This is a genomic window from Dactylosporangium sp. McL0621, from assembly GCF_049995355.1.
Taxonomy (GTDB): domain Bacteria; phylum Actinomycetota; class Actinomycetes; order Mycobacteriales; family Micromonosporaceae; genus Dactylosporangium.
In genome coordinates, this window is the sequence record NZ_CP188259.1 from 3,845,271 (window position 1) to 3,867,440 (window position 22,170).

General features: G+C 73.6%; 27 protein-coding genes. 20 read left to right on the forward strand and 7 right to left on the reverse strand.

What is annotated here, in order from left to right; genetic code table 11:
- Positions 1 to 16: 16 nt before the first annotated feature.
- Positions 17 to 961 (forward strand): acyltransferase domain-containing protein, encoded by a 945-nt coding sequence (locus ACPPVO_RS18185; protein ID WP_426512374.1) that lies wholly within the window; start codon positions 17 to 19, stop codon positions 959 to 961.
- Between the two features lie 210 nt (positions 962 to 1,171).
- Here the strand turns inward: ACPPVO_RS18185 and ACPPVO_RS18190 are convergent, their stop codons facing one another.
- Positions 1,172 to 1,474, reverse strand: coding sequence for a hypothetical protein (locus tag ACPPVO_RS18190; protein ID WP_426512375.1), 303 nt, complete (start codon positions 1,472 to 1,474; stop codon positions 1,172 to 1,174).
- 82 nt (positions 1,475 to 1,556) lie between these two features.
- Between ACPPVO_RS18190 and ACPPVO_RS18195 the strand changes: the two genes are divergently transcribed.
- Positions 1,557 to 1,727: a hypothetical protein gene (locus tag ACPPVO_RS18195; protein ID WP_426512376.1), complete on the forward strand. Its 171-nt coding sequence runs from the start codon at positions 1,557 to 1,559 to the stop codon at positions 1,725 to 1,727.
- Positions 1,728 to 1,749: 22 nt separating this feature from the next.
- Here the strand turns inward: ACPPVO_RS18195 and ACPPVO_RS18200 are convergent, their stop codons facing one another.
- Positions 1,750 to 2,508, reverse strand: coding sequence for an SDR family oxidoreductase (locus tag ACPPVO_RS18200; protein ID WP_426512377.1), 759 nt, complete (start codon positions 2,506 to 2,508; stop codon positions 1,750 to 1,752).
- Positions 2,483 to 3,634: an acetyl-CoA C-acetyltransferase gene (locus tag ACPPVO_RS18205; RefSeq protein WP_426512378.1), complete on the reverse strand. Its 1,152-nt coding sequence runs from the start codon at positions 3,632 to 3,634 to the stop codon at positions 2,483 to 2,485. The genes ACPPVO_RS18200 and ACPPVO_RS18205 overlap by 26 nt, the downstream gene beginning before the upstream one ends.
- 46 nt (positions 3,635 to 3,680) lie before the next feature.
- Here ACPPVO_RS18205 and ACPPVO_RS18210 point away from each other — a divergent pair, with 46 nt between their 5' ends.
- The 4 genes from ACPPVO_RS18210 (at position 3,681) to ACPPVO_RS18225 (ending at position 7,981) form a co-directional block, all read left to right on the forward strand.
- On the forward strand, positions 3,681 to 5,180 hold the full coding sequence (locus ACPPVO_RS18210) for a FadD3 family acyl-CoA ligase (RefSeq protein ID WP_426512379.1): 1,500 nt from the start codon (positions 3,681 to 3,683) through the stop codon (positions 5,178 to 5,180).
- Between the two features lies 1 nt (position 5,181).
- Entirely contained in the window at positions 5,182 to 5,835 is a 654-nt protein-coding gene (locus tag ACPPVO_RS18215) for an SDR family NAD(P)-dependent oxidoreductase (protein WP_426512380.1), read from the forward strand.
- Positions 5,836 to 5,850: 15 nt separating this feature from the next.
- Complete coding sequence (locus ACPPVO_RS18220; RefSeq protein WP_426512381.1) at positions 5,851 to 7,041, forward strand: acetyl-CoA C-acetyltransferase; 1,191 nt, start codon at positions 5,851 to 5,853, stop codon at positions 7,039 to 7,041.
- Between the two features lie 82 nt (positions 7,042 to 7,123).
- Positions 7,124 to 7,981 carry an SDR family NAD(P)-dependent oxidoreductase gene (locus ACPPVO_RS18225; protein ID WP_426512382.1) on the forward strand — a complete coding sequence of 286 codons (858 nt, stop codon included), beginning with the start codon at positions 7,124 to 7,126 and terminating at the stop codon, positions 7,979 to 7,981.
- On the opposite strand, the gene ACPPVO_RS18230 is transcribed toward ACPPVO_RS18225, so the two are convergent.
- A complete protein-coding gene (locus ACPPVO_RS18230; protein WP_426512383.1) occupies positions 7,982 to 8,146 on the reverse strand; it encodes a hypothetical protein in 165 nt (54 codons plus the stop codon). It lies immediately after the preceding gene.
- Between the two features lie 126 nt (positions 8,147 to 8,272).
- Here ACPPVO_RS18230 and ACPPVO_RS18235 point away from each other — a divergent pair, with 126 nt between their 5' ends.
- Positions 8,273 to 9,007 (forward strand): metal-dependent hydrolase, encoded by a 735-nt coding sequence (locus ACPPVO_RS18235; protein ID WP_426514647.1) that lies wholly within the window; start codon positions 8,273 to 8,275, stop codon positions 9,005 to 9,007.
- Positions 9,008 to 9,315: 308 nt separating this feature from the next.
- On the opposite strand, the gene ACPPVO_RS18240 is transcribed toward ACPPVO_RS18235, so the two are convergent.
- The gene (locus tag ACPPVO_RS18240; RefSeq protein ID WP_426512384.1) at positions 9,316 to 9,903 is read right to left on the reverse strand and encodes a TetR/AcrR family transcriptional regulator; all 588 of its coding nucleotides are present in this window, start codon (positions 9,901 to 9,903) and stop codon (positions 9,316 to 9,318) included.
- A 143-nt stretch (positions 9,904 to 10,046) separates the two neighbouring features.
- Between ACPPVO_RS18240 and ACPPVO_RS18245 the strand changes: the two genes are divergently transcribed.
- The 13 genes from ACPPVO_RS18245 to ACPPVO_RS18305 are packed head-to-tail and all read left to right on the forward strand — an operon-like array spanning position 10,047 to position 20,875.
- Positions 10,047 to 10,904, forward strand: coding sequence for a CoA transferase subunit A (locus ACPPVO_RS18245; RefSeq protein ID WP_426512385.1), 858 nt, complete (start codon positions 10,047 to 10,049; stop codon positions 10,902 to 10,904).
- Positions 10,901 to 11,713 (forward strand): CoA-transferase subunit beta, encoded by an 813-nt coding sequence (locus tag ACPPVO_RS18250; RefSeq protein WP_426512386.1) that lies wholly within the window; start codon positions 10,901 to 10,903, stop codon positions 11,711 to 11,713. Before ACPPVO_RS18245 ends, ACPPVO_RS18250 begins: the two co-directional genes overlap by 4 nt.
- The gene (locus ACPPVO_RS18255) at positions 11,710 to 12,762 is read left to right on the forward strand and encodes an NAD(P)H-dependent flavin oxidoreductase (RefSeq protein ID WP_426512387.1); all 1,053 of its coding nucleotides are present in this window, start codon (positions 11,710 to 11,712) and stop codon (positions 12,760 to 12,762) included. The genes ACPPVO_RS18250 and ACPPVO_RS18255 overlap by 4 nt, the downstream gene beginning before the upstream one ends.
- Positions 12,762 to 13,529, forward strand: a complete 768-nt coding sequence (locus ACPPVO_RS18260; protein ID WP_426512388.1) for a hypothetical protein — start codon at positions 12,762 to 12,764, stop codon at positions 13,527 to 13,529. The genes ACPPVO_RS18255 and ACPPVO_RS18260 overlap by 1 nt, the downstream gene beginning before the upstream one ends.
- Positions 13,530 to 13,533: 4 nt before the next feature.
- Positions 13,534 to 14,292 carry an SDR family oxidoreductase gene (locus ACPPVO_RS18265; protein ID WP_426512389.1) on the forward strand — a complete coding sequence of 253 codons (759 nt, stop codon included), beginning with the start codon at positions 13,534 to 13,536 and terminating at the stop codon, positions 14,290 to 14,292.
- Between the two features lie 9 nt (positions 14,293 to 14,301).
- A complete protein-coding gene (locus ACPPVO_RS18270; RefSeq protein WP_426512390.1) occupies positions 14,302 to 14,727 on the forward strand; it encodes an FAS1-like dehydratase domain-containing protein in 426 nt (141 codons plus the stop codon).
- Positions 14,724 to 15,098: a MaoC/PaaZ C-terminal domain-containing protein gene (locus tag ACPPVO_RS18275; protein ID WP_426512391.1), complete on the forward strand. Its 375-nt coding sequence runs from the start codon at positions 14,724 to 14,726 to the stop codon at positions 15,096 to 15,098. Before ACPPVO_RS18270 ends, ACPPVO_RS18275 begins: the two co-directional genes overlap by 4 nt.
- On the forward strand, positions 15,095 to 15,829 hold the full coding sequence (locus tag ACPPVO_RS18280; RefSeq protein ID WP_426512392.1) for an enoyl-CoA hydratase family protein: 735 nt from the start codon (positions 15,095 to 15,097) through the stop codon (positions 15,827 to 15,829). Before ACPPVO_RS18275 ends, ACPPVO_RS18280 begins: the two co-directional genes overlap by 4 nt.
- Positions 15,826 to 16,965 (forward strand): acyl-CoA dehydrogenase family protein, encoded by a 1,140-nt coding sequence (locus ACPPVO_RS18285; protein ID WP_426512393.1) that lies wholly within the window; start codon positions 15,826 to 15,828, stop codon positions 16,963 to 16,965. The genes ACPPVO_RS18280 and ACPPVO_RS18285 overlap by 4 nt, the downstream gene beginning before the upstream one ends.
- 8 nt (positions 16,966 to 16,973) lie before the next feature.
- Positions 16,974 to 17,852 carry an acyl-CoA dehydrogenase family protein gene (locus ACPPVO_RS18290; RefSeq protein ID WP_426512394.1) on the forward strand — a complete coding sequence of 293 codons (879 nt, stop codon included), beginning with the start codon at positions 16,974 to 16,976 and terminating at the stop codon, positions 17,850 to 17,852.
- Entirely contained in the window at positions 17,849 to 18,688 is an 840-nt protein-coding gene (locus ACPPVO_RS18295) for an enoyl-CoA hydratase (RefSeq protein ID WP_426512395.1), read from the forward strand. Before ACPPVO_RS18290 ends, ACPPVO_RS18295 begins: the two co-directional genes overlap by 4 nt.
- A complete protein-coding gene (locus ACPPVO_RS18300) occupies positions 18,685 to 19,416 on the forward strand; it encodes an SDR family NAD(P)-dependent oxidoreductase (protein ID WP_426512396.1) in 732 nt (243 codons plus the stop codon). The genes ACPPVO_RS18295 and ACPPVO_RS18300 overlap by 4 nt, the downstream gene beginning before the upstream one ends.
- Entirely contained in the window at positions 19,409 to 20,875 is a 1,467-nt protein-coding gene (locus ACPPVO_RS18305; RefSeq protein WP_426512397.1) for a class I adenylate-forming enzyme family protein, read from the forward strand. Before ACPPVO_RS18300 ends, ACPPVO_RS18305 begins: the two co-directional genes overlap by 8 nt.
- Positions 20,876 to 20,878: 3 nt before the next feature.
- Here ACPPVO_RS18305 and ACPPVO_RS18310 read toward each other — a convergent pair whose 3' ends face one another.
- Both ACPPVO_RS18310 and ACPPVO_RS18315 read right to left on the reverse strand, forming a co-directional pair.
- Positions 20,879 to 21,094 (reverse strand): hypothetical protein, encoded by a 216-nt coding sequence (locus ACPPVO_RS18310; protein ID WP_426512398.1) that lies wholly within the window; start codon positions 21,092 to 21,094, stop codon positions 20,879 to 20,881.
- Between the two features lie 362 nt (positions 21,095 to 21,456).
- Positions 21,457 to 22,080, reverse strand: a complete 624-nt coding sequence (locus ACPPVO_RS18315) for a thioesterase family protein (protein ID WP_426512399.1) — start codon at positions 22,078 to 22,080, stop codon at positions 21,457 to 21,459.
- Positions 22,081 to 22,170 lie beyond the last annotated feature (90 nt).

Here is a 22,170-nt window from a genome sequence, read left to right on the forward strand (position 1 = left end):
CGTTAGAGTCGTTCGTGTGGATCTGGAAGAAACCGCCGCCCGGCTCGGCGTACCCGTCGAAGAGATCGACCGCGTACACGAGCTGGCCGGCGACCGGCCGCCGGCCCCGCTGCCCGCCAAGGCCGACGCCCCCGCACTCCTCGACCGCCTCGCGGTGCGGCCGGACGACGCCGCCGAGATCATGGCCGGCTGGCCCGACCCCGGCTCTCCACTGTGGACACCGGAGCTGCGCTGGCTGCTCGACCGCTCGATCGCCCTGGTCCGCGCCGACCTCGGCGGCCACGTCTGGCTGGCGCCGGGTCCGGAGCTGCCGCGCGACCGGGGCCTCGCCTGGCGGCACCTCTATGTATATGCGTACCTCGCCCTGGTCGACGTCGTCCGGGAGTACCACCGCGAGCACGACATCCCCGACACGGTGTCCTGGGTGACCCTGGCCGACCTGGGCCGCAACCTGGCGGTCGACCGCCGGATGCACCGCGAGGGCTGGCCGGTCATGCAGAGCTGGCTGACCCTGCACGCGCGCGGCGGCCTCTACGAGCTGGGCCGGCTGCAGCACCAGCGCGGCGGCACCGCCATCGACCTGCACATCCCCGAGGCGGGCCCGCTGACCCCGGAGGCGATCGACGCGTCCCTCGACGAGGCCCGCGCGTTCTTCCCGCGTCACTTCCCGGACGAGCCCTACACGGCGTTCGCGTGCGGCTCGTGGCTGCTCGACCCGCAGCTGCTGGAGTACCTGCCGGAGAGCTCGAACATCGTCCGCTTCCAGCGGCGGTTCGAGCTGGAGCCGTACGAGGAGCCGGAGGGCCTGGACGCCGACGTCGAGGTGCTGCGCTTCGTGTTCCGCAGCCTGAGCACGCCCCTGGACCAGCTGCCGCGCAACACCGCCCTCCAACGCGCGGCGGCCGACCACCTGAAGTCCGGCCACCACTGGCAATGGCGCCGCGGCCACTTCCCGATCTGAGACGCACTCGGTCGAACGGACGACCCCGATCCGGTGACGCCGCGCCGGACCGGCCGGTCATTAGGGCGTCCGTTCGGGCATTCGATTCCGCGAGAGCCCGGCGGACCGTGTGGGCCTTTCGGCCGAGGGGTTGATCGGCGCCCGCCACGGCCCGGTCGACGATGCGATTCCAGCTCGCTGATGAGCAGACTGCGGACTGTACGGCAGCTCTCAGCGAAGGAGGCCACGGGAATGAGCCAGCCGGCCGCACATGACGACCTGCCCCACGATGTCCAGGCGGAGCTCGACGACGACCGGAACGGGTCGAGACGGCTCGCCGTCGCGCTCGGCCTCGTCTTCGTCGTGACCGCCGCCGCCCTCGCGGTCGGGGGTATGCAGCTCGACCGGCATCCGGTGCTCGCGCCGTTCATGCCCGCGATGCTGCTCGCGGCGACGTTCTGCTTCCTGGCCGCGGCCATCGCGCCGATCGCGGTCATCGGGATGCAGCGCGCCCGGGCCCGGCGAACCAGGCACGCGCAGTACGAGCTCCGGTTGCTCAAGGAGGCGACCGGCACGATGGAGAACCGGGCGCTGGACCACCCCGGCCGCGGCCGAGATGCAGGAGGTCCTGATTCGCGCGACGCTCGGGGCGAGCAGGAACGCGCAGCAGCATCTCGATGCGCTCCACCGCCCCCCGGCCGCGGCCGATGCCGTCGAGCCGGCTCCGGAGCATCCCGGCCAGGCGGTGCCGGGCCAGCGCAACGGACGGCAGCCGGCGCACTACTAGGGGCGGCCGGACGGTGCGACCGTCAGCCGCCCACGGCGTCCGAGTAGCGGGGGCGCTGGCCGCCGCCGTCGACGAGCAGGGACGCGCCCGTCATGTACCCGGCCAAGGGGGAGGCCAGGAGGAGTACGCCGGACGCGATGTCGTCGGGAGTGGCCATGCGCCCCAGCGGTACCGTCGCCGCCACCGCCTCCAGGGCCGCCTCGTCGCCGTAGTGGGCCTCGTTGTCCGCTGTGCGTACCACGCCCGCCGTGACCGTGTTCACGCGCACCTTCGGGGCCCATTCCAGGGCCAGGGCGCGCGTGAGTATCTCGAGGCCGCCCTTCGCCGCCGCGTAGGCCGCCGTGCCCGGGGCCGGGCGCAGGGCCGACACCGAGCCGATGTTCACGATGAGGCCGCCGGTGGGCTGGGTCTGCATGACGGCGTTCGCGGCCTGGGCGACGAAGAACGGGGCGAGCAGGTTCAGCCTCACCACGGCGGTGACGAGGTTGGGGGAGGCGGTCGCGGCCGGCGCCGGCGGGCCCCCGCCGGCGTTGTTGACCACGAGGTCGAGCCGGCCGAAGGCGTCCACGGCGGCGGCGATCAGGGCCGCGGCCTCCGCCGGTTCGCGTACGTCGGCGCGGTGGAACGCCACACCGGGCGGCAGGTCGCCGGGGTCGTTGCGGCCGCAGGTGAGCACGCGGTAGCCGGCGGCGGCCAACCGGGACGCGATGGTGCGGCCGATGCCGCGGGTGCCGCCGGTGACGACGGCCGCGGGACTAGAGGCGCTCGATGATTGTGACATTGGCCGTACCCCCGCCCTCGCACATGGTCTGCAGACCGTACCGGCCGCCGCGCGCCTCCAGCTCGTGCAGCAGCGTCGTCATGAGCCGGGCGCCGGTCGCGCCGAGCGGGTGGCCGAGGGCTACCGCGCCGCCGAGGGGGTTGACGCGTTCCAGGTCGGCGCCGGTCTCCTGCTGCCAGGCCAGCACTACCGGTACAAATGCCTCGTTTATCTCAATGAGGTCGATATCGTCAATGGTCAGGCCACTTTTGCGCAGGGCGTGTTCGGTGGCCGGGATGGGGCCGGTGAGCATGTAGACCGGGTCGTCGGCCCGGACGCTGATGTGGTGGATGCGGGCGCGGGGGCGCAGGCCGTGCTCGGCCACCGCGCGCTCGGAGGCGACGAGCAGGGCCGCGGCGCCGTCGGAGATCTGGCTCGCCAGGGCCGCGGTGACGACGCCGCCGGGCTTGAGGGTGGGCAGGGACGCCATCTTTTCCAGAGTGGTGTCGCGGCGCGGGCCCTCGTCCGCAACGATTCCCGAAATCGGGGCGATCTCCCTTTCGAAACGGCCCGAGTCGATCGCGGCGGCGGCGCGGCGGTGGCTCTCCAGCGCGTACGCCTCCATCTGCTCGCGGGTGAGCGCCCATTCGGCCGCGATGAGCTCGGCCGCGCGGAACTGGCTGATCTCCTGCGTGCCGTAGCGCGCGTGCCAGCCGGCCGAGCCGCGGAAGGGGTCGTCGAAGCCGTACTGCTGCCCGGCGAGCATCGCCGCCGAGATCGGGATGGCGCTCATGTTCTGCACGCCCCCGGCCACGACCAGGTCCGCGGTGCCGGACAGGACCGCCTGCGCGGCGAAGTGCACGGCCTGCTGCGAGGAGCCGCACTGCCGGTCGACGGTCACTCCGGGCACGTGCTCGGGCAGCCCGGCCGCGAGCCAGCTGGTGCGCGCGATGTTGCCGGCCTGCGGGCCCAGCGCGTCGACGCAGCCGAAGATCACGTCGTCGACCGCCGCCGGGTCGACGCCGCTGCGCTCGACCAGCGCGTTGAGTACGTGCGCGCCCAGGTCCGCCGGGTGGATAGTGGCCAGGCCACCGCCACGCCGGCCGACCGGCGTGCGGACCGCCTCGACCAGATAAGCCTCCGTCATGGTCGAGACCTTACCAAGCGAGCGCTTGGTTGGTAAGGTGCCCTCCATGGAACCGTTGGACGCGCGCACCATCCCCGACCTGGTCCGGGCCGGCGCCGCGCACCATCGCGAGCGCGAGGCGGTCGTCGACGGCGACGTCCGGCTCACCTACGCCGACCTCGGCGCCGAGGTCACCCGCTGCGCCGAGGCGCTCGCCGCGCGCGGGATCGCCAAGGGCGACCGGGTGGCGCTGTGGGCGCCGAACGGCTGGCGGTGGATCGTGGCCGCCCTCGGCATCGTCTCAGCCGGTGGGGTACTCGTGCCGCTGAACACGCGATTCAAGGGCCCGGAGGCCGCGTACATCCTGGCCAGGAGCGGCGCCCGGCTGCTGCTCGTCGACGACGGCTTCCTCGGCAACCGCTTCGTCGCCGGGCTCGCCGAGGCCGCGGCCGAGACGCCGACCCCGGCGCTGACGGACATCGTCGCGTTCGCCGAGTGGGACCGGTTCATGGCCGTCGGCAAGGACGTCGACGCGGTGGTGTACCCCGACGACCTGTCCGACCTCTTCTTCACCAGCGGCACCACCGGCCGGCCCAAGGGCGCCATGCTCACCCACCGGCAGAGCACCGAGCTCTACGTCGCCTGGAGCGAGCTCGCGCAGCTGCGGGAGGGCGACCGGTACCTCCTCGTCAACCCCTGCTTCAACACCTTCGGCTACAAGGCCGGCGTCATCGCCTGCCTGCTGCGCGGCGCCACGATCGTGCCGCAGGCGGTCTTCGACGTGCCGACCACGCTCGAGCTCGTCCGGCGCGAACGGATCACGGTGCTGCCGGGGCCCCCGACGCTGTACACCTCCATGCTCGACCACCCCGAGCGCAACGACCACGACCTGTCGAGCCTGCGCGTCGCGGTCACCGGCGCGACGACGGTCCCGGTGGTGATGATCGAGCGGCTGCGGGCCGAGCTGGCCCTGGAGACGGTGCTCACCGCGTACGGGCTCACCGAATCGTGCGGGACGGCCACCATGTGCCGGCCCGACGACGACCCGCTCACCGTCGCGACCACCTGTGGCGCCGCGGTCCCCGGCGTCGAGGTCTGCGTCGACGGTACCTCCGGCGAGGTTCTGGTCCGCGGTTACAACGTGATGCGGGGGTACTTCGACGACCCGGCCGCCACCGCCGACGCGATCGACGCCGAGGGCTGGCTGCACACCGGCGACGTCGGCGTGCTCGACGAGCGCGGCTACCTGCGCATCACCGACCGGCTCAAGGACATGTTCATCGTCGGCGGGTTCAACGCCTATCCGGCCGAGATCGAGCAGGTCATCGCCCGGCACCCGGCCGTCGCCGAGGTCGCCGTCGTCGGGGTGCCCGACGAGCGGCTCGGCGAGGTCGCCCGCGCCTTCGTCGTGCCCCGCGCCGGCTCGGCCTTCGACCCGGCCGACCTCGCCGCCTACTGCAAGGACCGGCTGGCCAACTACAAGCTGCCCCGCTCGTTCGTGCCCGTCGAGGCCTTGCCGCGCAACGCCAGCGGCAAGGTGCTCAAGACCACCCTCCGGAGCCGCTGACATGGACACCGTCATCGTCACGGGCGGCGCGAGCGGCATCGGCGCCGCCGTCGCCCGGCTCGCCGCCGAGCAGGGCCTGCGCCCCGTCGTGTGGGACCTGCGCGGCGGCGACATGGTCGTGGACGTCCGCGACCGGGCCGCGGTCGAGGCCGCCCTGGCCGAGGTCGGCCCGGCGCGGTACCTCGTCAACAACGCGGGACCGGCCAGCGGCGGCCCGGCGCTGCCGTTCGCCGACGGGCTCGTGGCGACGGCCGGCAGCATGGAGCTCGTCACCTCCGCGTGGCTCGCCACCGGGCCGCCCGACGGCGCGGCCGTGGTCAACGTTGCCTCGGTCGCGGGCAATTTCGTCGGTACCGACTCCGCCTGGTACTCCGCGGGGAAGGCCGCGATCGCCGGGTACACCCGCCATCTGGCCACGCGGACGGCCCCGCGGGTGCGGGCCAACGCGGTCGCGCCCGGCTTCATCGACACGCCGCGCATGGCCGGCTTCGCCGACACGCCCCTGGGCCGCTCCCTGATCGAGCGCAACCCGATGGGCCGGGCCGGGCGGCCGGAGGACGTCGCCGCGGCCGTGCTCTTCCTGCTCTCCCCGGCCGCCGCGTACGTCAACGGCGTCCTGCTGCCCGTGGACGGGGGCTGGACCGTCTCCCAATGAAAGGGGTGTTCCACTGTGGACGCCGTCATCGTCTCCGCCGCGCGCTCGCCCATCGGCCGCGCCTACAAGGGCTCGCTCGCCGGGGTGCGCGCCGACGACCTCGCCGCCCAGATCATCGGACGGGCGCTGGCCAAGGTGCCCGCGCTCGACCCGGCCACCCTGGACGACCTGATCCTCGGGTGCGCGCAGCCGGCCGGCGAGCAGGGGTACAACCTCGGCCGCCAGGTCGCGATGCACCTCGGGCTCGACGTCGTGCCCGGCACCACCGTCAACCGCTACTGCGCCTCCTCGCTGCAGGCGATCCGGATGGCCTTCCACGCGATCCGGGCGGGGGAGGGCCACGCGTTCGTCGCGGCCGGGGCCGAGGTCGTCTCGCACTACCCGGCCGGCAAGGCCGACGGCATGCCCGGCACGCGGAACCCCCGCTGGCCCGAGCGCGCGTCCACGCTGCCCTGGACCGATCCGCGGGCGGCGGGGGAGCTGCCGGACGCGTACATCGCGATGGGTGAGACCGCCGAGAACGTCGCCGCCCTGAGCGGCGTCACCCGCCGCGAGCAGGACGAGTTCGCCGTGCGCAGCCAGAACAACGCCGAGAAGGCCCAGGCCGACGGGTTCTGGGAGCTCGACATCACGCCCGTCACCCTCCCCGACGGCACCGAGCTCGCCCGCGACGACGGCCCCCGCGCGGGCGTGACGCTGGAGAAGGTGAGCACGCTGCAGCCGGTGTTCCGGCCCGACGGTACCGTCACCGCCGGCAACTGCTGCCCCCTCAACGACGGCGCCGCCGTAGTGGTCGTCATGAGCGCCGAGCGCGCCCGGGAGCTCGGCCTCACCCCCCTCGCGCGGATCGTCGCGACGGGCGTGTCGGCGCTGAGCCCGGAGATCATGGGGCTCGGCCCGGTCGAGGCGACCCGGCGCGCCCTGGCCAACGCCGGCATGAGCATCGGCGACATCGACCTGATCGAGATCAACGAGGCGTTCGCCGCGCAGGTGATCCCGTCGTACCGCCAGATCGGCGCCGACCCCGAAAAGGTGAACGTCCACGGCGGCGCGATCGCGCTGGGCCACCCGTTCGGTATGACCGGTGCCCGGATCGCCACGACCCTCCTCAATGGACTGTCCTTCCGCGACCGGTCGATCGGGCTGGAGACGATGTGCACCGCGGGCGGGCAGGGGATGGCGCTCATCCTGGAGCGCCTGTCGTGAGCGGTCCGGAGCGGAGCGGAGGGGCCGCTCACCATGAGCACAGTTGTGTCGCGTCGACACCGGAGCTTGCGGAGGTGGCGGCGTGAGCGGGCACCTGGACGGCAAGGCGGTCGTCGTCACCGGGGCCGGGCGGGGGCTCGGGGCCGCGTACGCGCGCCTGGCCGCGGCCGAGGGCGCCGCGGTGCTGGTGAACGACGTGGAGGCCGCGTTCGCGGAGGAGGTCGCCGGCGAGATCCGGGCCGCCGGTGGCCGGGCCGCTTCCTTCGCGGGCTCCGTCGCCGACTGGGAGCAGGCGGGCGCGCTGGTGTCCGCGTGCGTCGCCGAGTTCGGGGCGATCGACGGGCTGGTGAACAACGCCGGCATCTTCCGCCTGGCCGACCCTCGCGAACAGGACCCGGACGAGTTCCGCGCGGTGCTGGAGGTGAACGTGCTCGGCACCGCGTACTGCGGCCTGCACGCCATCCGCGCCATGCTGGAACGTGGCACGGGCTCGATCGTGAACGTGACGTCGGGCTCGCACGCGGGTTCGGCGGCGATGGGCGCCTACGGGGCGAGCAAGGGCGCGGTGGCGTCGCTGACGTACTGCTGGGCGGCCGACCTGGTGGGCACGGGCGTGCGCGTGAACGCGGTGTCCCCGAACGCGCACACCCGCATGGCGGACGCCTACGAGGCGTACCTGGGCGCGGCGGCCCAGGGCCAGAATGTGGCCAAGCCACCTGCCCAAAACGCCCCGGCGGTGGTGTACCTGCTCTCCGACGCCGCCGCGGCCCTGCACGGCCAGGTGATCCGCATCGACGGTGACGAGCTGTCGATGATCGCCCACCCGACGGTCCAGGGCCACGGCACGCTGAACCCGGCCTGGACCGTGTCATCGGTGGCGGCGGCCTTCGCGGCGGGGGCGGTCGGCCCTGTGAGCCCGGTGGGCCTGCACCGGCTGTGATCAGGGCCGGTCGGTGCCGGGGCCGGCCCCGCCGGTGCTGGGCGGCGGGTCGGCGACCACGCGGCTGACGTGCGCGGTCGCGTGTTCGGCGGCGACGGCCGGGGCGGCGAGCGAGACGGCCGCGACCAGTACGGCCAGGCGCCGCGGTGCGGTGTGGTTCAACACGGTGATCCTCCATCGCGTTGGGTGGTTTACCCAGGTCGGTGTTCCATACCGTTCCGCTGCGCGCCGGGTATATGGCTATATATCCGTTATGACCGTTTGCGTCGATGGATCACTATCGACTTCGTGATGGGATCTTCACACGCCGTGTCCGGGGCGGCCGGTTGGCTGGGCGGCTGTGCGCTGCTGGCCGCGGCCGGGGCGCCGGTCGGACCGCCCGTGGTGGTCGTCGGCACGGTCGTGGCGGCCGGGGCGGCGCTGCTGCCGGACTGCGACCACCCGAGCTCCTGTGTCGCGTACACGTTCGGCCCGGTGAGCCGCTTCCTGTGCCGGCGCATCGGTCGCGCCTGCGCCGTGCTGCACGCCCGGACCCGGACCCCGCTGGACGTGCGCGATCTCGACGGGCACCGCACGCTGACACACACCGTGCTGTGGGCGCTCGTCACGGGTCTGATCGCGGCGGCCGCCGGGTGGCTCGGGGGTCTTGTCGCCGCGGCGGTGGTGACGTTCGCGACAGCCGGGCTGGCCGTGCGTGCCCTGTGGCCGAAGCGCAAGCGGGGCACGCTGGGCGCGACCCTGGGCGGGGCGGTCGTCGCCGCGGCGCTGATCACGTTCGGCCCCGCGGACGGCTGGTGGTGGCTGGGACTGCCGGTCGCGTTCGGGTGCCTGGCGCACATCGCGGGGGACGCCCTCACGAACACGGGCGTGCCGGCGCTGTTCCCGCTGAACCTGGGCGGCCGCCGCTGGCGCCGCTTGCGGGCTCCGCGGGGGCTGCGCTTCGGCACGGGCGGGCGCGCCGAGCACCTGGTGCGCTGGCTGATGGTGGCGGGCGCGATCGGCGCGGGCTGGCTCCTGGCGGCGTAGTCCGTGCGCCGTGCGGCCGTCGAACTGTGCGATCTCCGTGCGCCGTGCGCTCCGTGCGCTCCGTGCGCCGTGCGGCCGTCGAACTGTGCGACCTCCGTGCGCCGTGCACTCCGTGCGCCGTGCGGCCCGTTCACCCTCCGTGCGACCCGTGCAGTTTGCGGCCCGTTCACCCTCCGTGCGGTCCGTGTGCCGTGCGGCCCGTGCACTCTCCGTGCGGTCCCGTGCCGTGCGCTGTGCGGCCCGTGCCGAGGGCGTGTGCCCGCGGTGGGCCGGCTCCACCGTGCTCTGACGGCGGTGTAGCGGTACGGTCAGGTGCGCGCCAGGCCGTCCAGGAACAGAGACGTGCAGTCCTCGGCCAGGCGCGTGATCGGGTATTCCTTGGTCGGCTTGAACCAGCGCACCGACAGCCAGACCGCGTCACGCATCAGGCGGTACAGAATCTTCGGGTCCAGGTCCGAGCGGATGACGCCCTGGGTGATGCCCGCCTCGATGACCTCGAGCCAGGCGGCCTGGACCTCCTTGCCCGCGTTGCGCAGGTATCCGAAACGCTCGATCTGGATCAGATAGTTGACGTCGTTCTGGTAGATCTCGGTGGCATGCGGATGCGCCTCGACCACCTCGAGCGACGCCACGATCAGGTCGTGCAGCCGCGTGCGCGGGTCCGTGTCGGCGGCCAGTACCCGCTTGTACCGCGTCCGCAGGTCCTCGAGGTAGGAGGTGACGATCTCGTCGACCATCGCCTCCTTCGACTCGAAGTGGTGGTACAGGCTGCCCGACAGGATGCCGACCTCGTCGGCGATCTCACGCACCGTGGTCGCCGCGACGCCCTTGTTCGCGAACAGCGCCGCGGCGCTGGCGAGGATCCGTTCGCGCCTTTCCCCAGACTCCCGCGCCATCCCGATGTCCTTTACAGAGAAGGAGGTGTATCCCGCCGGAGTGTACCGACCCCGCGAGAAAACGAGTGTAGCGTAAGCAAGCAAGCGCTTGGTACGGTCGTGGGGCAAGTCAGCCTGCGGGAGTAAGGCGGCCAAACACAGCGATGGCGAACAAGCAGATGTCCCCAGACGAGGTCGTGGCGCGGTTACGCTCCGGCATGACCATCGGGATCGGCGGCTGGGGGTCGCGGCGCAAGCCCATGGCCCTGATCCGGGCGATCCTGCGCTCCGATCTCACCGACCTCACCGTCGTCAGCTACGGCGGCCCCGACGTGGGCCTGCTGCTGGCCGCGAAGAAGGTCCGGCACCTGATCTACGGGTTCGTGTCGCTCGACTCGATCCCGCTCGAACCGCACTTCCGCGCGGCGCGGCAGGCGGCGGCGGTCGAGGTGACCGAGTACGACGAGGGCATGCTCCGGTGGGGGCTCTACGCCGCCACGTGCCGGCTGCCGTTCCTGCCCAGCCGCGTCGGGCTCGGCTCCGACGTGCTCACGGTCAACCCGGCGCTGCGCACGGTCGCGTCGCCGTACGGTGGCGAGGAGCTCGTCGCGATGCCCGCCCTGCACCTCGATGCGGCCCTGGTGCACCTGAACCGTGCCGACGTGCACGGCAACGCACAGTACCTCGGGCCCGACCCGTACTTCGACGACCTCTTCTGCACCGCCGCCGAGCAGGCGTACGTGTCGGTGGAGCGGATCGTGCCCACCGCCGAGCTCACCCGGGAGGCGCCCGTGCAGAGCCTGCTGCTGCAGCGCTGGATGGTGCACGGCGTGGTCGAGGCCCCCGGCGGCGCGCACTTCACCTCCTGCGACCCGGACTACGGCCGCGACGAGGCGTTCCAGCGCGAGTACGCCGAGGCCGCCGCCGACCCGCAGCTCTGGCAGGTCTTCTACGACCGCTACCTCAACGGCGACGAGGCCGCCTACCACGCCGCCGTCGAAAACCGGGGCGTGGCAGCATGACCGAAACCCAGAACGGCGTGGCCGAAACCCAAAGCGGCGCGGCCGAAACGCAAGCCGACCGCGAGGTCACCCGCGCCGAGATCTGCACGGTCGCGTGCGCCGAGGCCTGGCGCGGCGACGGCGAGATCCTCGCCAGCCCGATCGGCGTGGTGCCGCTCATCGCCGCCCGCCTCGCCCGGGCCACGTTCGCGCCCGACCTGCTGCTCTCCGACGGCGAGGCCATGCTCGCCCGGGGCACCTGGGCGATCGGCGAGGCCCCGGCCGAGGTCGAGGGCTGGATGCCGTTCCGGGCCGTGTTCGACCTGCTCTACACCGGCCACCGGCACGTCATGATGATGCCGAGCCAGATCGACCGGTACGGCAACGCCAACATCTCCGCCATCGGCGACTTCGCGCGCCCGACCCGCCAGCTGCTCGGCGTGCGCGGCGCGCCCGGGAACACCGTGAGCCACCCGACGAGCTACTGGGTGCCGCGGCACGGCAAGCGCTCGTTCGTGGCGACCGTCGACATGGTCAGCGGCGTCGGCTACGACCGGGCCGCGGCCCACCCGGCCGCCGGGAAGTTCCACGAGCTGCGCCGGGTGGTCAGCAATCTCGGCGTGTTCGACTTCGGCACCGAGGACCACCGGATGCGCCTGGTGTCGGTGCACCCGGGCGTGACGATCGCCGAAGTGCTGGACGCGACGGCTTTCGATTTGGTGGTACCCGCTGAGGTACCCGAAACCCGAAAGCCCACCGAAAATGAGCTGAAACTCATCCGCGAGGTCATCGACCCCAAGGGCGCGCGGTCGCGGGAGGTCGCGGGATGACCAGTGCGCTGCGGACGCCGATCTGCGAGCTGTTCGGGGTGCGGTACCCGATCGTGCAGACCGGCATGGGCTGGGTCTCCGACGCCCGGCTCACCGCCGCCACCGCCGACGCCGGCGGCCTGGGCATCCTCGCCAGCGCGACCCTCTCCTTCGACGAGCTCGTCACCGCGATCGCCGACGTGCGCGCCCGCACCGACAAGCCCTTCGGGGTCAACCTGCGCGCCGACGCGCCGGACGCCGCCCGCCGCGCCGACCTGCTCATCCGCGAGCAGGTCCGGGTCGCCTCGTTCGCCCTGGCCCCCAAGCCGGAGCTGATCGAGAAGCTGAAGTCGGCCGGGGTGGTCGTGGTGCCCTCGGTCGGCGCGCGCCGGCACGCCGAGAAGGTCGCGGCCTGGGGCGCCGACGCCGTCGTGGTGCAGGGCGGCGAGGGCGGCGGGCACACCGGCCCGGTACCGATCTCCCTGCTGCTGCCCCAGGTCGTCGACGCGGTGGACATCCCCGTGGTCGCGGCCGGCGGCTACCACGACGGGCGCGGCCTCGTCGCCGCGCTCGCCTACGGCGCGGCCGGGATCGCCATGGGCACCCGGTTCCTGCTCACCACCGACAGCCCGATCGCCGAGGACGTCAAGCGCCGCTACCTCGCCGCGTCCGTCACCGACACGGTCGTCACCGACGCCCTCGACGGGGTGCCGCAGCGGGTCCTGCGCACACGTTTCGTCGACGCCCTCGCGAAACCGTCGGTCCCCGGACGCCGTTTCGCCCGCGCTTTCGGCAGCGCGAAAGCTTTTCGAAAACTTTCCGGCCGTTCGTGGGTGTCGCTGCTGCGCGAGGGGCGGGCGATGCGCGGGCACGGGCTGCGGTACGACCAGGTGCTCCTCGCCGCGAACACCCCCATGCTCATCCGCAACGCGATGGTCGACGGGCGCGCCGACGCCGGCGTCATGGCCAGCGGGCAGGTCGCGGGGCTCATCGAAGACCTGCCCAGCGTCGCCGCGCTGGTCGAGCGGATCATGGCCGAGGCCGAGACCGTGCTGAAACGGCTGTCCTGATGCCCGCGTACTCCATCGAGGGCGTCATCCCCGTCGTGCACCCCGACGCGTACGTGCACCCGACCGCGGTCCTCATCGGCGACGTCCACATCGGCGCCGGCTGCTACGTCGGGCCCCTCGCCAGCCTGCGCGGCGACTTCGGCCGCATCGTCATGCTCGACGGCTCGAACCTGCAGGACTCGTGCGTATTCCACACGTTCCCGGGCACCGAGGCCGTGCTGGGCCGGCACGGGCACGTCGGGCACGGCGCGGTGCTGCACGGCTGCCGGGTCGGCGAAGGGGCGCTCGTGGGCATGAACGCCGTCGTGATGGACGGGGCCGAGATCGGCGCCGAGGCGTTCGTCGGCGCGCACGCCTTCGTCAAGGCCGGCTTCGTGGTCCCGCCGCGCACCCTGGCGGCCGGGTCGCCGGCCCGGGTCGTGCGTGACCTGACACCCGAGGAACTCGCCTGGAAGGCCAACGGCACGCGGGTGTACCAGGAGCTGGCCGTCCGCAGCCGCACGTCCCTCCGCGAGGTCGAGCCGCTGACCGAGCCCGAGCCCGACCGGCCGTCGCTCCCGACCGGCACCGAGACCTCGGTCCCGCTCGACGCGGCCCGCTCGGCCGGCCCGCCCGGTGCCGAGGTCCCGCTCGACGTGGCCCGGCCGGCCGGCCTGCCCGGTGCCGAGACCCCGCCGGACGTGGCCCGCTCGGCCGGCCCGCCCGACGCCGGGGTCTCGCCGGACGCGGCCGGCGGTAGTAAACCAAACAAGCGCTTGGTAGAGTGATCGCATGGTGGAGAAAACCCCTGCCCACGGCCTGCTCGCCGGCCGTACGGTGCTCGTCACCGCCGCCGCCGGGACCGGCATCGGGTTCGCGACCGCGGAGCGTTGCGTGGAGGAAGGCGCCACCGTCGCGATCAGCGACCGGCACGAGCGCCGCCTCGCCGAGGCCGCCGAGCGCCTGGGTGCGGCCGCGTTCGCGGTCCCGTGCGACGTCACCGACGAGGCCCAGGTCCAGCGGCTCTTCGCCACCGTGACCGAGCGCCTCGGCGGTCTCGACGTGCTCGTGAACAACGCCGGGCTGGGCGGCACCGCGAACATCGTCGACATGACCGACGAGCAGTGGTCGGCGGTCCTCGACGTCACCCTCACCGGCACCTTCCGCTGCACCCGGGCGGCGCTGCGGCACATGATGCCGCGCGGCCGGGGCGTGGTGGTCAACAACGCCTCGGTCATCGGCTGGCGGGCCCAGGAGGGCCAGGCGCACTACGCCGCGGCCAAGGCCGGGGTCATGGCGCTCACCCGGGTGTCCGCCATCGAGGCGGCCAAGGCCGGGGTGCGGGTCAACGCGGTGGCGCCCAGCCTCGCGATGCACCCGCACCTGGCCAAGGTCACCACCGAGGAGCTGCTCGCGGAGCTGGCCGGGCGCGAGGCGTTCGGGCGGCCGGCCGAGCCGTGGGAGGTGGCCAACGTGATCGTCTTCCTGGCCAGTGACTACAGCACGTACATGACCGGCGAGGTCGTCTCGGTCAGCAGTCAGCATCCGTAGGGGTTTGCCATGGTTGACGACAGCGCCGCCGGACGCACCGGCGAGCCGTTCACCCTCGACATCGAGCGGGGCAAGATCCGCGAGTTCGCCCGGGCGACCCGCTCGGCCGACCCGTCCTATCTGGACACCGAGGACCCGGTCGTGCCGCCGACGTTCCTCACCACCGCGTTCTTCTGGCAGTCCGGCGCGGCCGACCCGTGGGCCGCGGTCGCCATGGACCAGCAGCGGGGGCTGCACGCCGAGCAGGAGTTCGTGTTCCACGGGCCGCCGCCGCGCGCCGGCGACCGGCTCACCGGTGTGTCCCGGATCGAGTCGGTGACCCGCAAGGAGGGCCGCTCGGGGCCGCTCGCGTTCGCCGTCATGGTGACCGAGTTCCGCGACGGGACCGGCCGGCTCGTCGCCACCGCGAGGCTGACGGGGGTCGAGACCGGATGAGCGCGCTCGTGATCGGGCCGCTGACGCGCACGGACCTGGTGCGGTACCAGGGCGCGTCCGGCGACTTCAACCCGATCCACCACGACGAGACGTTCGCACGCGCGGCCGGGCTGCCCGCCCCGCTGTCGCTGGGCATGCTCCAGGCCGGGTTCCTGGCCACCTGGGCCACCGACCGGTTCGGCGCCGAGAACGTGCGCGCGTTCCGGGTCCGCTTCGCCGCCCGGGTGTTCCCCGGCGACACGGTCACCTGCGACGGCACCGTCACCGCCCGCCGCCCCGGCGAGCTCGACGTCGAGATGACCTGCACGAAACAGGACGGCACCGTCGCCGTGTACGGCTGGGCGACCTTCGCTACGGATGAGGAACGATGATTGAGTCCACAGTGGACGAGCGCGGCGTCGCCGAGATCGTCATGGACAACCCGCCCGTGAACGCGCTGCCGGTCAAGGGCTGGTTCGACCTCGCCGCCGCGCTCGACGCGGCCGGCGCCGACCCGGCGGTGCGGGCCGTGGTGCTGCGCGCCGAGGGCCGCGGCTTCAACGCCGGCGTCGACATCAAGGAGCTGCAGGCGGCCCGGGACTTCGGCGCCCTCGTGCAGGTCAACAAGGGCTGCGCGGCCGCGTTCGCCGCCGTCTACGACTGCCCGGTGCCGGTCGTCGCGGCCGTACAGGGCTTCTGCCTCGGCGGCGGCATCGGCCTGTGCGGCAACGCCGACATCATCGTCGCGTCCGAGGACGCCACGTTCGGGCTGCCCGAGGTCGACCGGGGCGCGCTCGGCGCCGCGACCCACCTGTCCCGGCTGGTCCCGCAGCACAGGATGCGCGCGATGATGTACACCTCCGCGACCGCGACCGCCGCCGAGCTGCACGCCTTCGGGTCGGTCCTGCGGGTCGTGCCGCGCGCCGAGCTGCGGGCCGCGGCCCTCGAGGTCGCCCACGACATCGCGGCCAAGGACCCCAACGTGATCCGGGCGGCCAAGGAGTCCCTCAACGGCATCGACCCGTGGGATCCGAAGCGCAGCTACCGGTACGAGCAGGGCTTCACCTTCGAGCTGAACCTCACGGGCGTCGCCGACCGGGTGCGGGACGAGTTCGGCCGATGACCGCGGTGGACCTGACGGACACGCCCGCCGAGGCGGCGTTGCGCGCCGAGGCCCGCGAGTGGCTGCGCGCGAACGTGCCCGCCGAGCCGCTGCCCTCCGGCGACACCCGCGCGGGCTTCGCCGCGCACCTGGAGTGGGAGCGGCGGCTGTTCGAGGCGCGCTGGTCGGTGGTGTCGTGGCCCGCCGCCTACGGGGGCCGCGACGCGTCGCTGTGGGAGTGGCTCGTGTTCGAGGAGGAGTACTACGCCGCCGGTGCCCCGCAGCGGGTCACCCAGAACGGCATCTTCCTGCTCGCCCCGACGCTGTTCGAGTTCGGCACCGACGAGCAGCGCGACACCCTGCTGCCGCGGATGGCCGCCGCGCGGGACCTGTGGGCCCAGGGCTGGTCCGAGCCCGGCGCCGGCAGCGACCTCGCCGCGATCGCCAGCCGGGCGGTGCGCGCCGACGGCGGCTGGCGGCTGACCGGGCAGAAGACGTGGACGACCCGCGGGGCGTTCTGCACGCACCTGTTCGGGCTGTTCCGCACCGACCCGGACGCGCCCCGCCACCGCGGCCTCACGTACTTCCTCGTCCCCCTCGACGCCGAGGGCGTGACGGTGCGCGGGTTCGGCCGGCTCGACGGCGACGAGGGCTTCGCCGAGGTGTTCCTCGACGACGTGTACATCCCCGACTCCGCCGTGCTCGGTGGCGTACACCAGGGCTGGAAGGTGGCGATGGCGACCACCGGCTCCGAGCGCGGCCTCACGCTGCGCTCCCCGGGGCGGTTCCTGCACGCCGCCGAGCGGCTCATCGCCCTGACGGCCGCGCACAAGGAGCGGCTGCGGCCGGCGACCCGGGAGCGGGTCACCCGCGCGTGGCTGCGCGCCCGCGCGTACCGCCACTTCACCCTGCACCAGGTCACCGGCCTGGTCGAGGGCCGCCCGCCCGGGGCCCGCGCCAGCCTCAACAAGCTCTACTGGTCACAGCTGGACATCGACCTGCACGAGGTGGCGCTGGAGCTGCTGGGCGCGGAGGCGCTGCTCGACTCGCCGTGGACCCGCGGCTACCAGTTCTCCCTCGCCGGCCCGATCTACGCGGGCACCAACGAGATCCAGCGCAACATCGTCGCCGAGCGCGTGCTCGGCCTGCCCCGATAGGCCTGCCGATGCGATTCGCGCCCACTGACGAGCAACTCGCCCTCGCCGACGCGGTCCGGGCGCCCCTGGCCGCCGGCGACTGGGATGCCCTCGTCGCGATGGATGTCTTCGCCGACCTCGGGCTCACCGCGACCGACTTCGTGGGGGTACTGGAGGCGGCCGGGTACGCGGCGATCGACGCGCCCTTCTCCGCCACGGCGTTCGTCGCCGGCCCGCTGCTGGCCGCGCTCGGCGATCCGCGGGGCAACGGCGGGTCCCGCATCGCGCTGGCCGGCCCGGGCGGCCTGACCCCGTTCGGGGCCAAGGCCGACTGGATCCTGCACCTGGACGGGGACGTCGCCCGGATCGGGGCGGCGGCCGGGGCCCTGGTGTCCACGGTGGACCCCCACCTCGACGCGGTCGTGTCCACCGGCGCCGACATCCTGACCGAGGACCCGGGGCTGGTCCGCGCCGCGCGGCGGCGGGCCGGGCTCGCGCTCGCGGCCGAGCTCGTCGGGCTGGGGCGGCGGATGCTCGACCTCACCGTCGCCTACGTCGGGCAGCGCCACCAGTTCGCCGCGCCCGTCGGCAGCTTCCAGGCCGTCAAGCACCACCTCGCCGACGCTCTGCTCGGCCTCGAGTTCGCCGCGCCCGAGGTGCTGGCCGCCGCCTGGGCCGTCGAGCACGACGTGGACGCGGACCGCGCGGTCGACGCCGCGGTCGTGCTCGCCGCCGAGGCCGCCCACGACGCCGGGCGGCACGCGGTGCAGTGCCACGGCGCGATCGGCTACACGGTCGAGTACGAGCTGCACCGGTACCTCAAACGCGCCTGGGCCCTGGAGTCCCTCGCCGACACCGGAACCCGCCTCGACCGCCTCGCCACATCCCTTTTGGAGGACGTCCAATGAGCGAAGACGTCGTTCTGTACCGCACCGAAGGCCCCGTCGCGGTGGTGACGATGCACCGGCCGCAGTACCGCAACGCCCAGAACTCGCAGATGACGTACGCGCTCGACGACGCCTTCTACCGCGCCGCGGCCGACGACGACGTCAAGGTGATCGTCCTGGCCGGCGCGGGCGAGCACTTCTCGGCCGGCCACGACATCGGCACCCCCGGCCGCGACGTCGACACCAGCTTCGACCGGCGCGCCGGCCTGTGGTGGGACCACGTCGGCAAGGAGGGCGCCGAGAGCCGGTACGCCCGCGAGTCCGAGGTCTACCTCGGCATGTGCCGCCGCTGGCGCGAGCTGCCGAAGCCCACCATCGCCATGGTGCAGGGCGCCTGCATCGCCGGCGGGCTCATGCTCGCCTGGTGCTGCGACCTCGTCGTCGCGGCCGACAACGCGTTCTTCGCCGACCCGGTGGTGCGCATGGGCATCCCGGGCGTCGAGTACTTCGCGCACCCGTGGGTCATGGGCCCCCGCTACGCCAAGGAGTTCCTGTTCCTCGGCGAGCGCGTCCCGGCCGAGCGGGCCCTGGCGCTGGGCATGGTGAACCGCGTCGTGCCCCGGGCCGACCTGGAGTCGTCCACGATGGACATCGCGGCCCGTATCGCGGCCATGCCGCGGCTGGGGCTGGCGCTGACGAAGAAGGCGGTCAACCAGGCCGAGGACCTCATGGGCCTGCGGGCCGGGATGGACTCGGTGTTCGGCCTGCACCACGTCGCCCACGCCCACAACGCCGAGGTCGGCCGCGACTCCCTGGCCGGGCACGACGCCCGCTCGATGCGCGACTCGTCCTCGTGAGCGCACACCGGTACGCCGGCAGCGTCGCCCTGGTCACCGGGGCCGCCTCCGGCATCGGCGCGGCGACCGTGCGGCGGCTGCTGCGCGAGGGGGCCCGGGTCGCGGCCCTCGACGTGGCCCCCGTCGCGCCGGCCGACGACGTGCTGCCGCTGGAGTGCGACGTGCGCGACGAGGCCGCGGTCGCCGCGGCGGTCGCGGCCGCGCTGGCCTGGGGCGGCCGGCTCGACCTGGTGGCCAACGTCGCCGGGGTCGCCTCCTACCAGCACACGTCCGAGGTGACGCTTGCCGAGTGGGAGCGCATCATCGGCATCAACCTCACCGGCACGTTCCTGGTCGCCCGGGCCGCGCTCGACCCCCTCGTCGCGGCGCGGGGCGCGATCGTCAACGTGGCCTCCCTCGCGGGGGTGCGCGGCTGGCGGTACAGCGCCGCCTATTCGGCCGCGAAGGGCGGGGTGGTGTCGCTGACCCGCTCCCTCGCGGTGGAGCTCGCGCCCTCGGGGGTCCGGGTCACGTGCGTGTGCCCCGGGTCCGTGGACACGCCGCTGCGGGCCGGGCTCGCGGCGGTACCGAACCCGCATCCCCGGCTCGCGGCGCTCGGCGGGGCGCTGGTCGACCCGCCGGTGGCCGATCCGGCGGAGGTCGCGGCGGCCATCGCGTACCTGGGCTCGGCCGAGGCGCGGTTCGCCACGGGAGCGGTGCTGCGCCTGGACGGGGGAGCCGGTGTCTGACTCCTCCCGGGCGACGATCGCCGACTACGTGGCGCGCAACTCGGGGGTGGCCTTCCACACCCCGGAGGGCACCTTCACCTGGGCCGAGTACGACGACCGGTCCTCCCGCCTGGCCCGGTCCTATGTGGACGCCGGGTTCGCGCCGGGGGACCGGCTGGCGGTGCTGCTGACCGGCGGGGCGCTGACCCACGTCGCGTACCTGGCCGCACAGAAGGCCGGCCTGGTCACGGTCGGCATCGGCCCGCGGGCGGGCGACGCGGAGATCCGGCACCTGCTGGAGAAGACCGGTGCCGCCCTGGCCACCCGCGCGGAGCACCGGGGCCGCCCGGGCGCGGACATCGCCGCGGCGTGCGGCGCCCACCGCCACATCGTCCTGGACCTCGACGCACTGCCGGCCGAGGGGTTCGCGGGCCCCGGTCTCGGCCCCGACGACATCTTCTTCCTCAACTCCACCTCGGGCACGACGGGACTGCCGAAGGTGGTCCGCCAGACGCTGAACAACCGCAAGTACTTCGGCCCCCTGGCCCACGCCGCGGCCCGGCTCGGGCCGGACGAGGTCTTCGCCAGCGTGCTGCCCGCCCCCTACGGCTTCGGCCTGTGGAGCGCCCACGTCGTGCCCGCGATGTACGGCTACCCGACCGTCCTGACCGCCGAGTTCGACGCGGACGAGACCCTGCGGCTGATCGAGCGGCACCGGGTGACGGTCCTGTGCGCGGTGACGGCCCAGTTCATCATGCTGCTGAACTCCCCGCGCTTCGCCGGGACCGACCTGTCCTCGCTGCGCGTGATGTTCACCGGCGGCGAGCGGGTGCCGCTGGCCCGGGCCCGCGAGTTCGAGGAGCGTACCGGCGCCAAGGTGCTGCAGTTCTACGGCTCCAACGAGGCCGGCCCGATCTCGGTGACCACGGTGGACGATCCGCCGGAGCGCCGCCTGACGACCGCGGGCCGCCCGATCCCGGCGATGCGCCTGGAGCTGGTCGGCGAGGGGCAGATCTCGGTCGCCGGGCCGGGGTGCACGCCCGGGTACCTCGACGACGACGCCGCCAACGCCGCCCTCTTCCGCCCCGACGGCCGCCTGCTCACCGGCGACGTCGGCACGATCGACGCCGACGGGTACCTCTCCATCACCGGCCGCATCGCCGACTTCATCATCCGCGGCGGTCACAACGTGAGCGCCCTCGTCGTCGAGGAGGCGGTCGCCGGGCACCCGGCGGTGGCGGCGGTCGCGGTCGTCGCCGCGCCCGACCCGGTGCTCGGCGAGCGGGCCTGCGCCTACGTCGTGACCCGCGGCCCGCTCACCCTGGACGACCTGCGCACCCACCTCGACGCGGGCGGGGTCGGCAAGCAGAACTGGCCCGAGCACCTCGTCGAACTGCCGGGACTGCCGCTCGGTACCGGTGGCAAGGTGGACAAGGCCGCCCTGCGCGCCGACGCCGCTCGCCGCTTCGCCGTGCCCTGACCCTCAGCGGCCGCCGTACCAGGTCATGTCGGGCACGGGGCCGAAGTCGAGCTCGCGCGCGACCCGGGCCAGGCCGACGCCCTCGCTGGTGGTGCTGAGCTGGACGTTGCGGCCGTCCAGGGCCTCCGCGAAGAGCGCCTGGCCGGCCCCGTCGAGCCAGGCCCGGCCGCCGGCGACGTCGACCGGCGTCGCGGTGGCGGTGTCGAAGTACGGCCGCACCCCGGGCCCCGCGGTCGGCGCGCTGGTCGCTGCCGTCGGCGACGGGCGCCGGCACGTGCGTGGACTCCCTTCGCCGCCGGGCCAGGATCCGCCGGCGCGCGGAGACGAGCTCGTTGATCACCATCCGGCGCACGTACGCCTCGGGCTCCTCCAGCGCCGCGATGCGCGACCACCGCGGCTGGGCCTTGAGCAGGACGTCCTGCAGCACGTCGGCGCCGGTGTCGGGGGTCGCCGGCGAGCGCCGTCGCGTACCGGCTCAGGGCCGGCAGCCGCGCGGCCAGGAACTCCTCGAAGGTGAGCGATTCGCCTCGCACATGACCTTCACGAAGCCGGGCCGCCGATCCGTTGCATCGGCGCCGGGTTCATCGGGCGACGCTGATCAGGATCTGGGCCACCTGGCCGGCGCCGATCTCGTGGCCGTCCACGGTGGCGCGGACGTCGAAGAGGTACCGGCGGCCGCGCGTCTCGGCCAGGACCGCCGTCACGGTCACGGTCTGGCCGGTGCGGGCCGGGCCCGTGTGCCGCACGCCGATCCACGTGCCGAGCGACGCCGTCGACGGGGCGAAGCGCGCGCGCAGGATGTCGGCCGCGGTGTCCTCCATGAACGCGATCATCGACGGCGTGCTCAGCACCGGCTCGGCGTCCGGCACGTGGTCCGTCGTCACGTCCTTCGTGACCGGGAACAGGCGCGTGTACGCCACCCCCGGCTCCGGGTGCGGGTCCAGCAGGGCGTGGGGCCTCGGCGTGCGCGCCGGGCCGCGGCGGATGCGCACGTCGGCGACGATCCGGCCGGCGGCGCCGATGCGCAGCGTGACCGTGTCCGTGCTCCGCGCCGTGACGTGCGCGCGCAGCGGGCCCGTGAGCGGGTCGCCGTGCCAGATGAGCTGCTCGACGTGGCATTGATCCGGCAGCGGTACCGGTGGCAGCCCCGCCGTCACCGCCAGATCCAGGGGTTCACCGATCGGGGCCAGCCAGATGTCGTCCACGCGCGCGCTCTCCCGCCTTGACACCGTCTCTCCGACCGACACAGAATGACACAACCAAGCGCTTGTTTGGTAGATGCGAGAGGGGTCGGC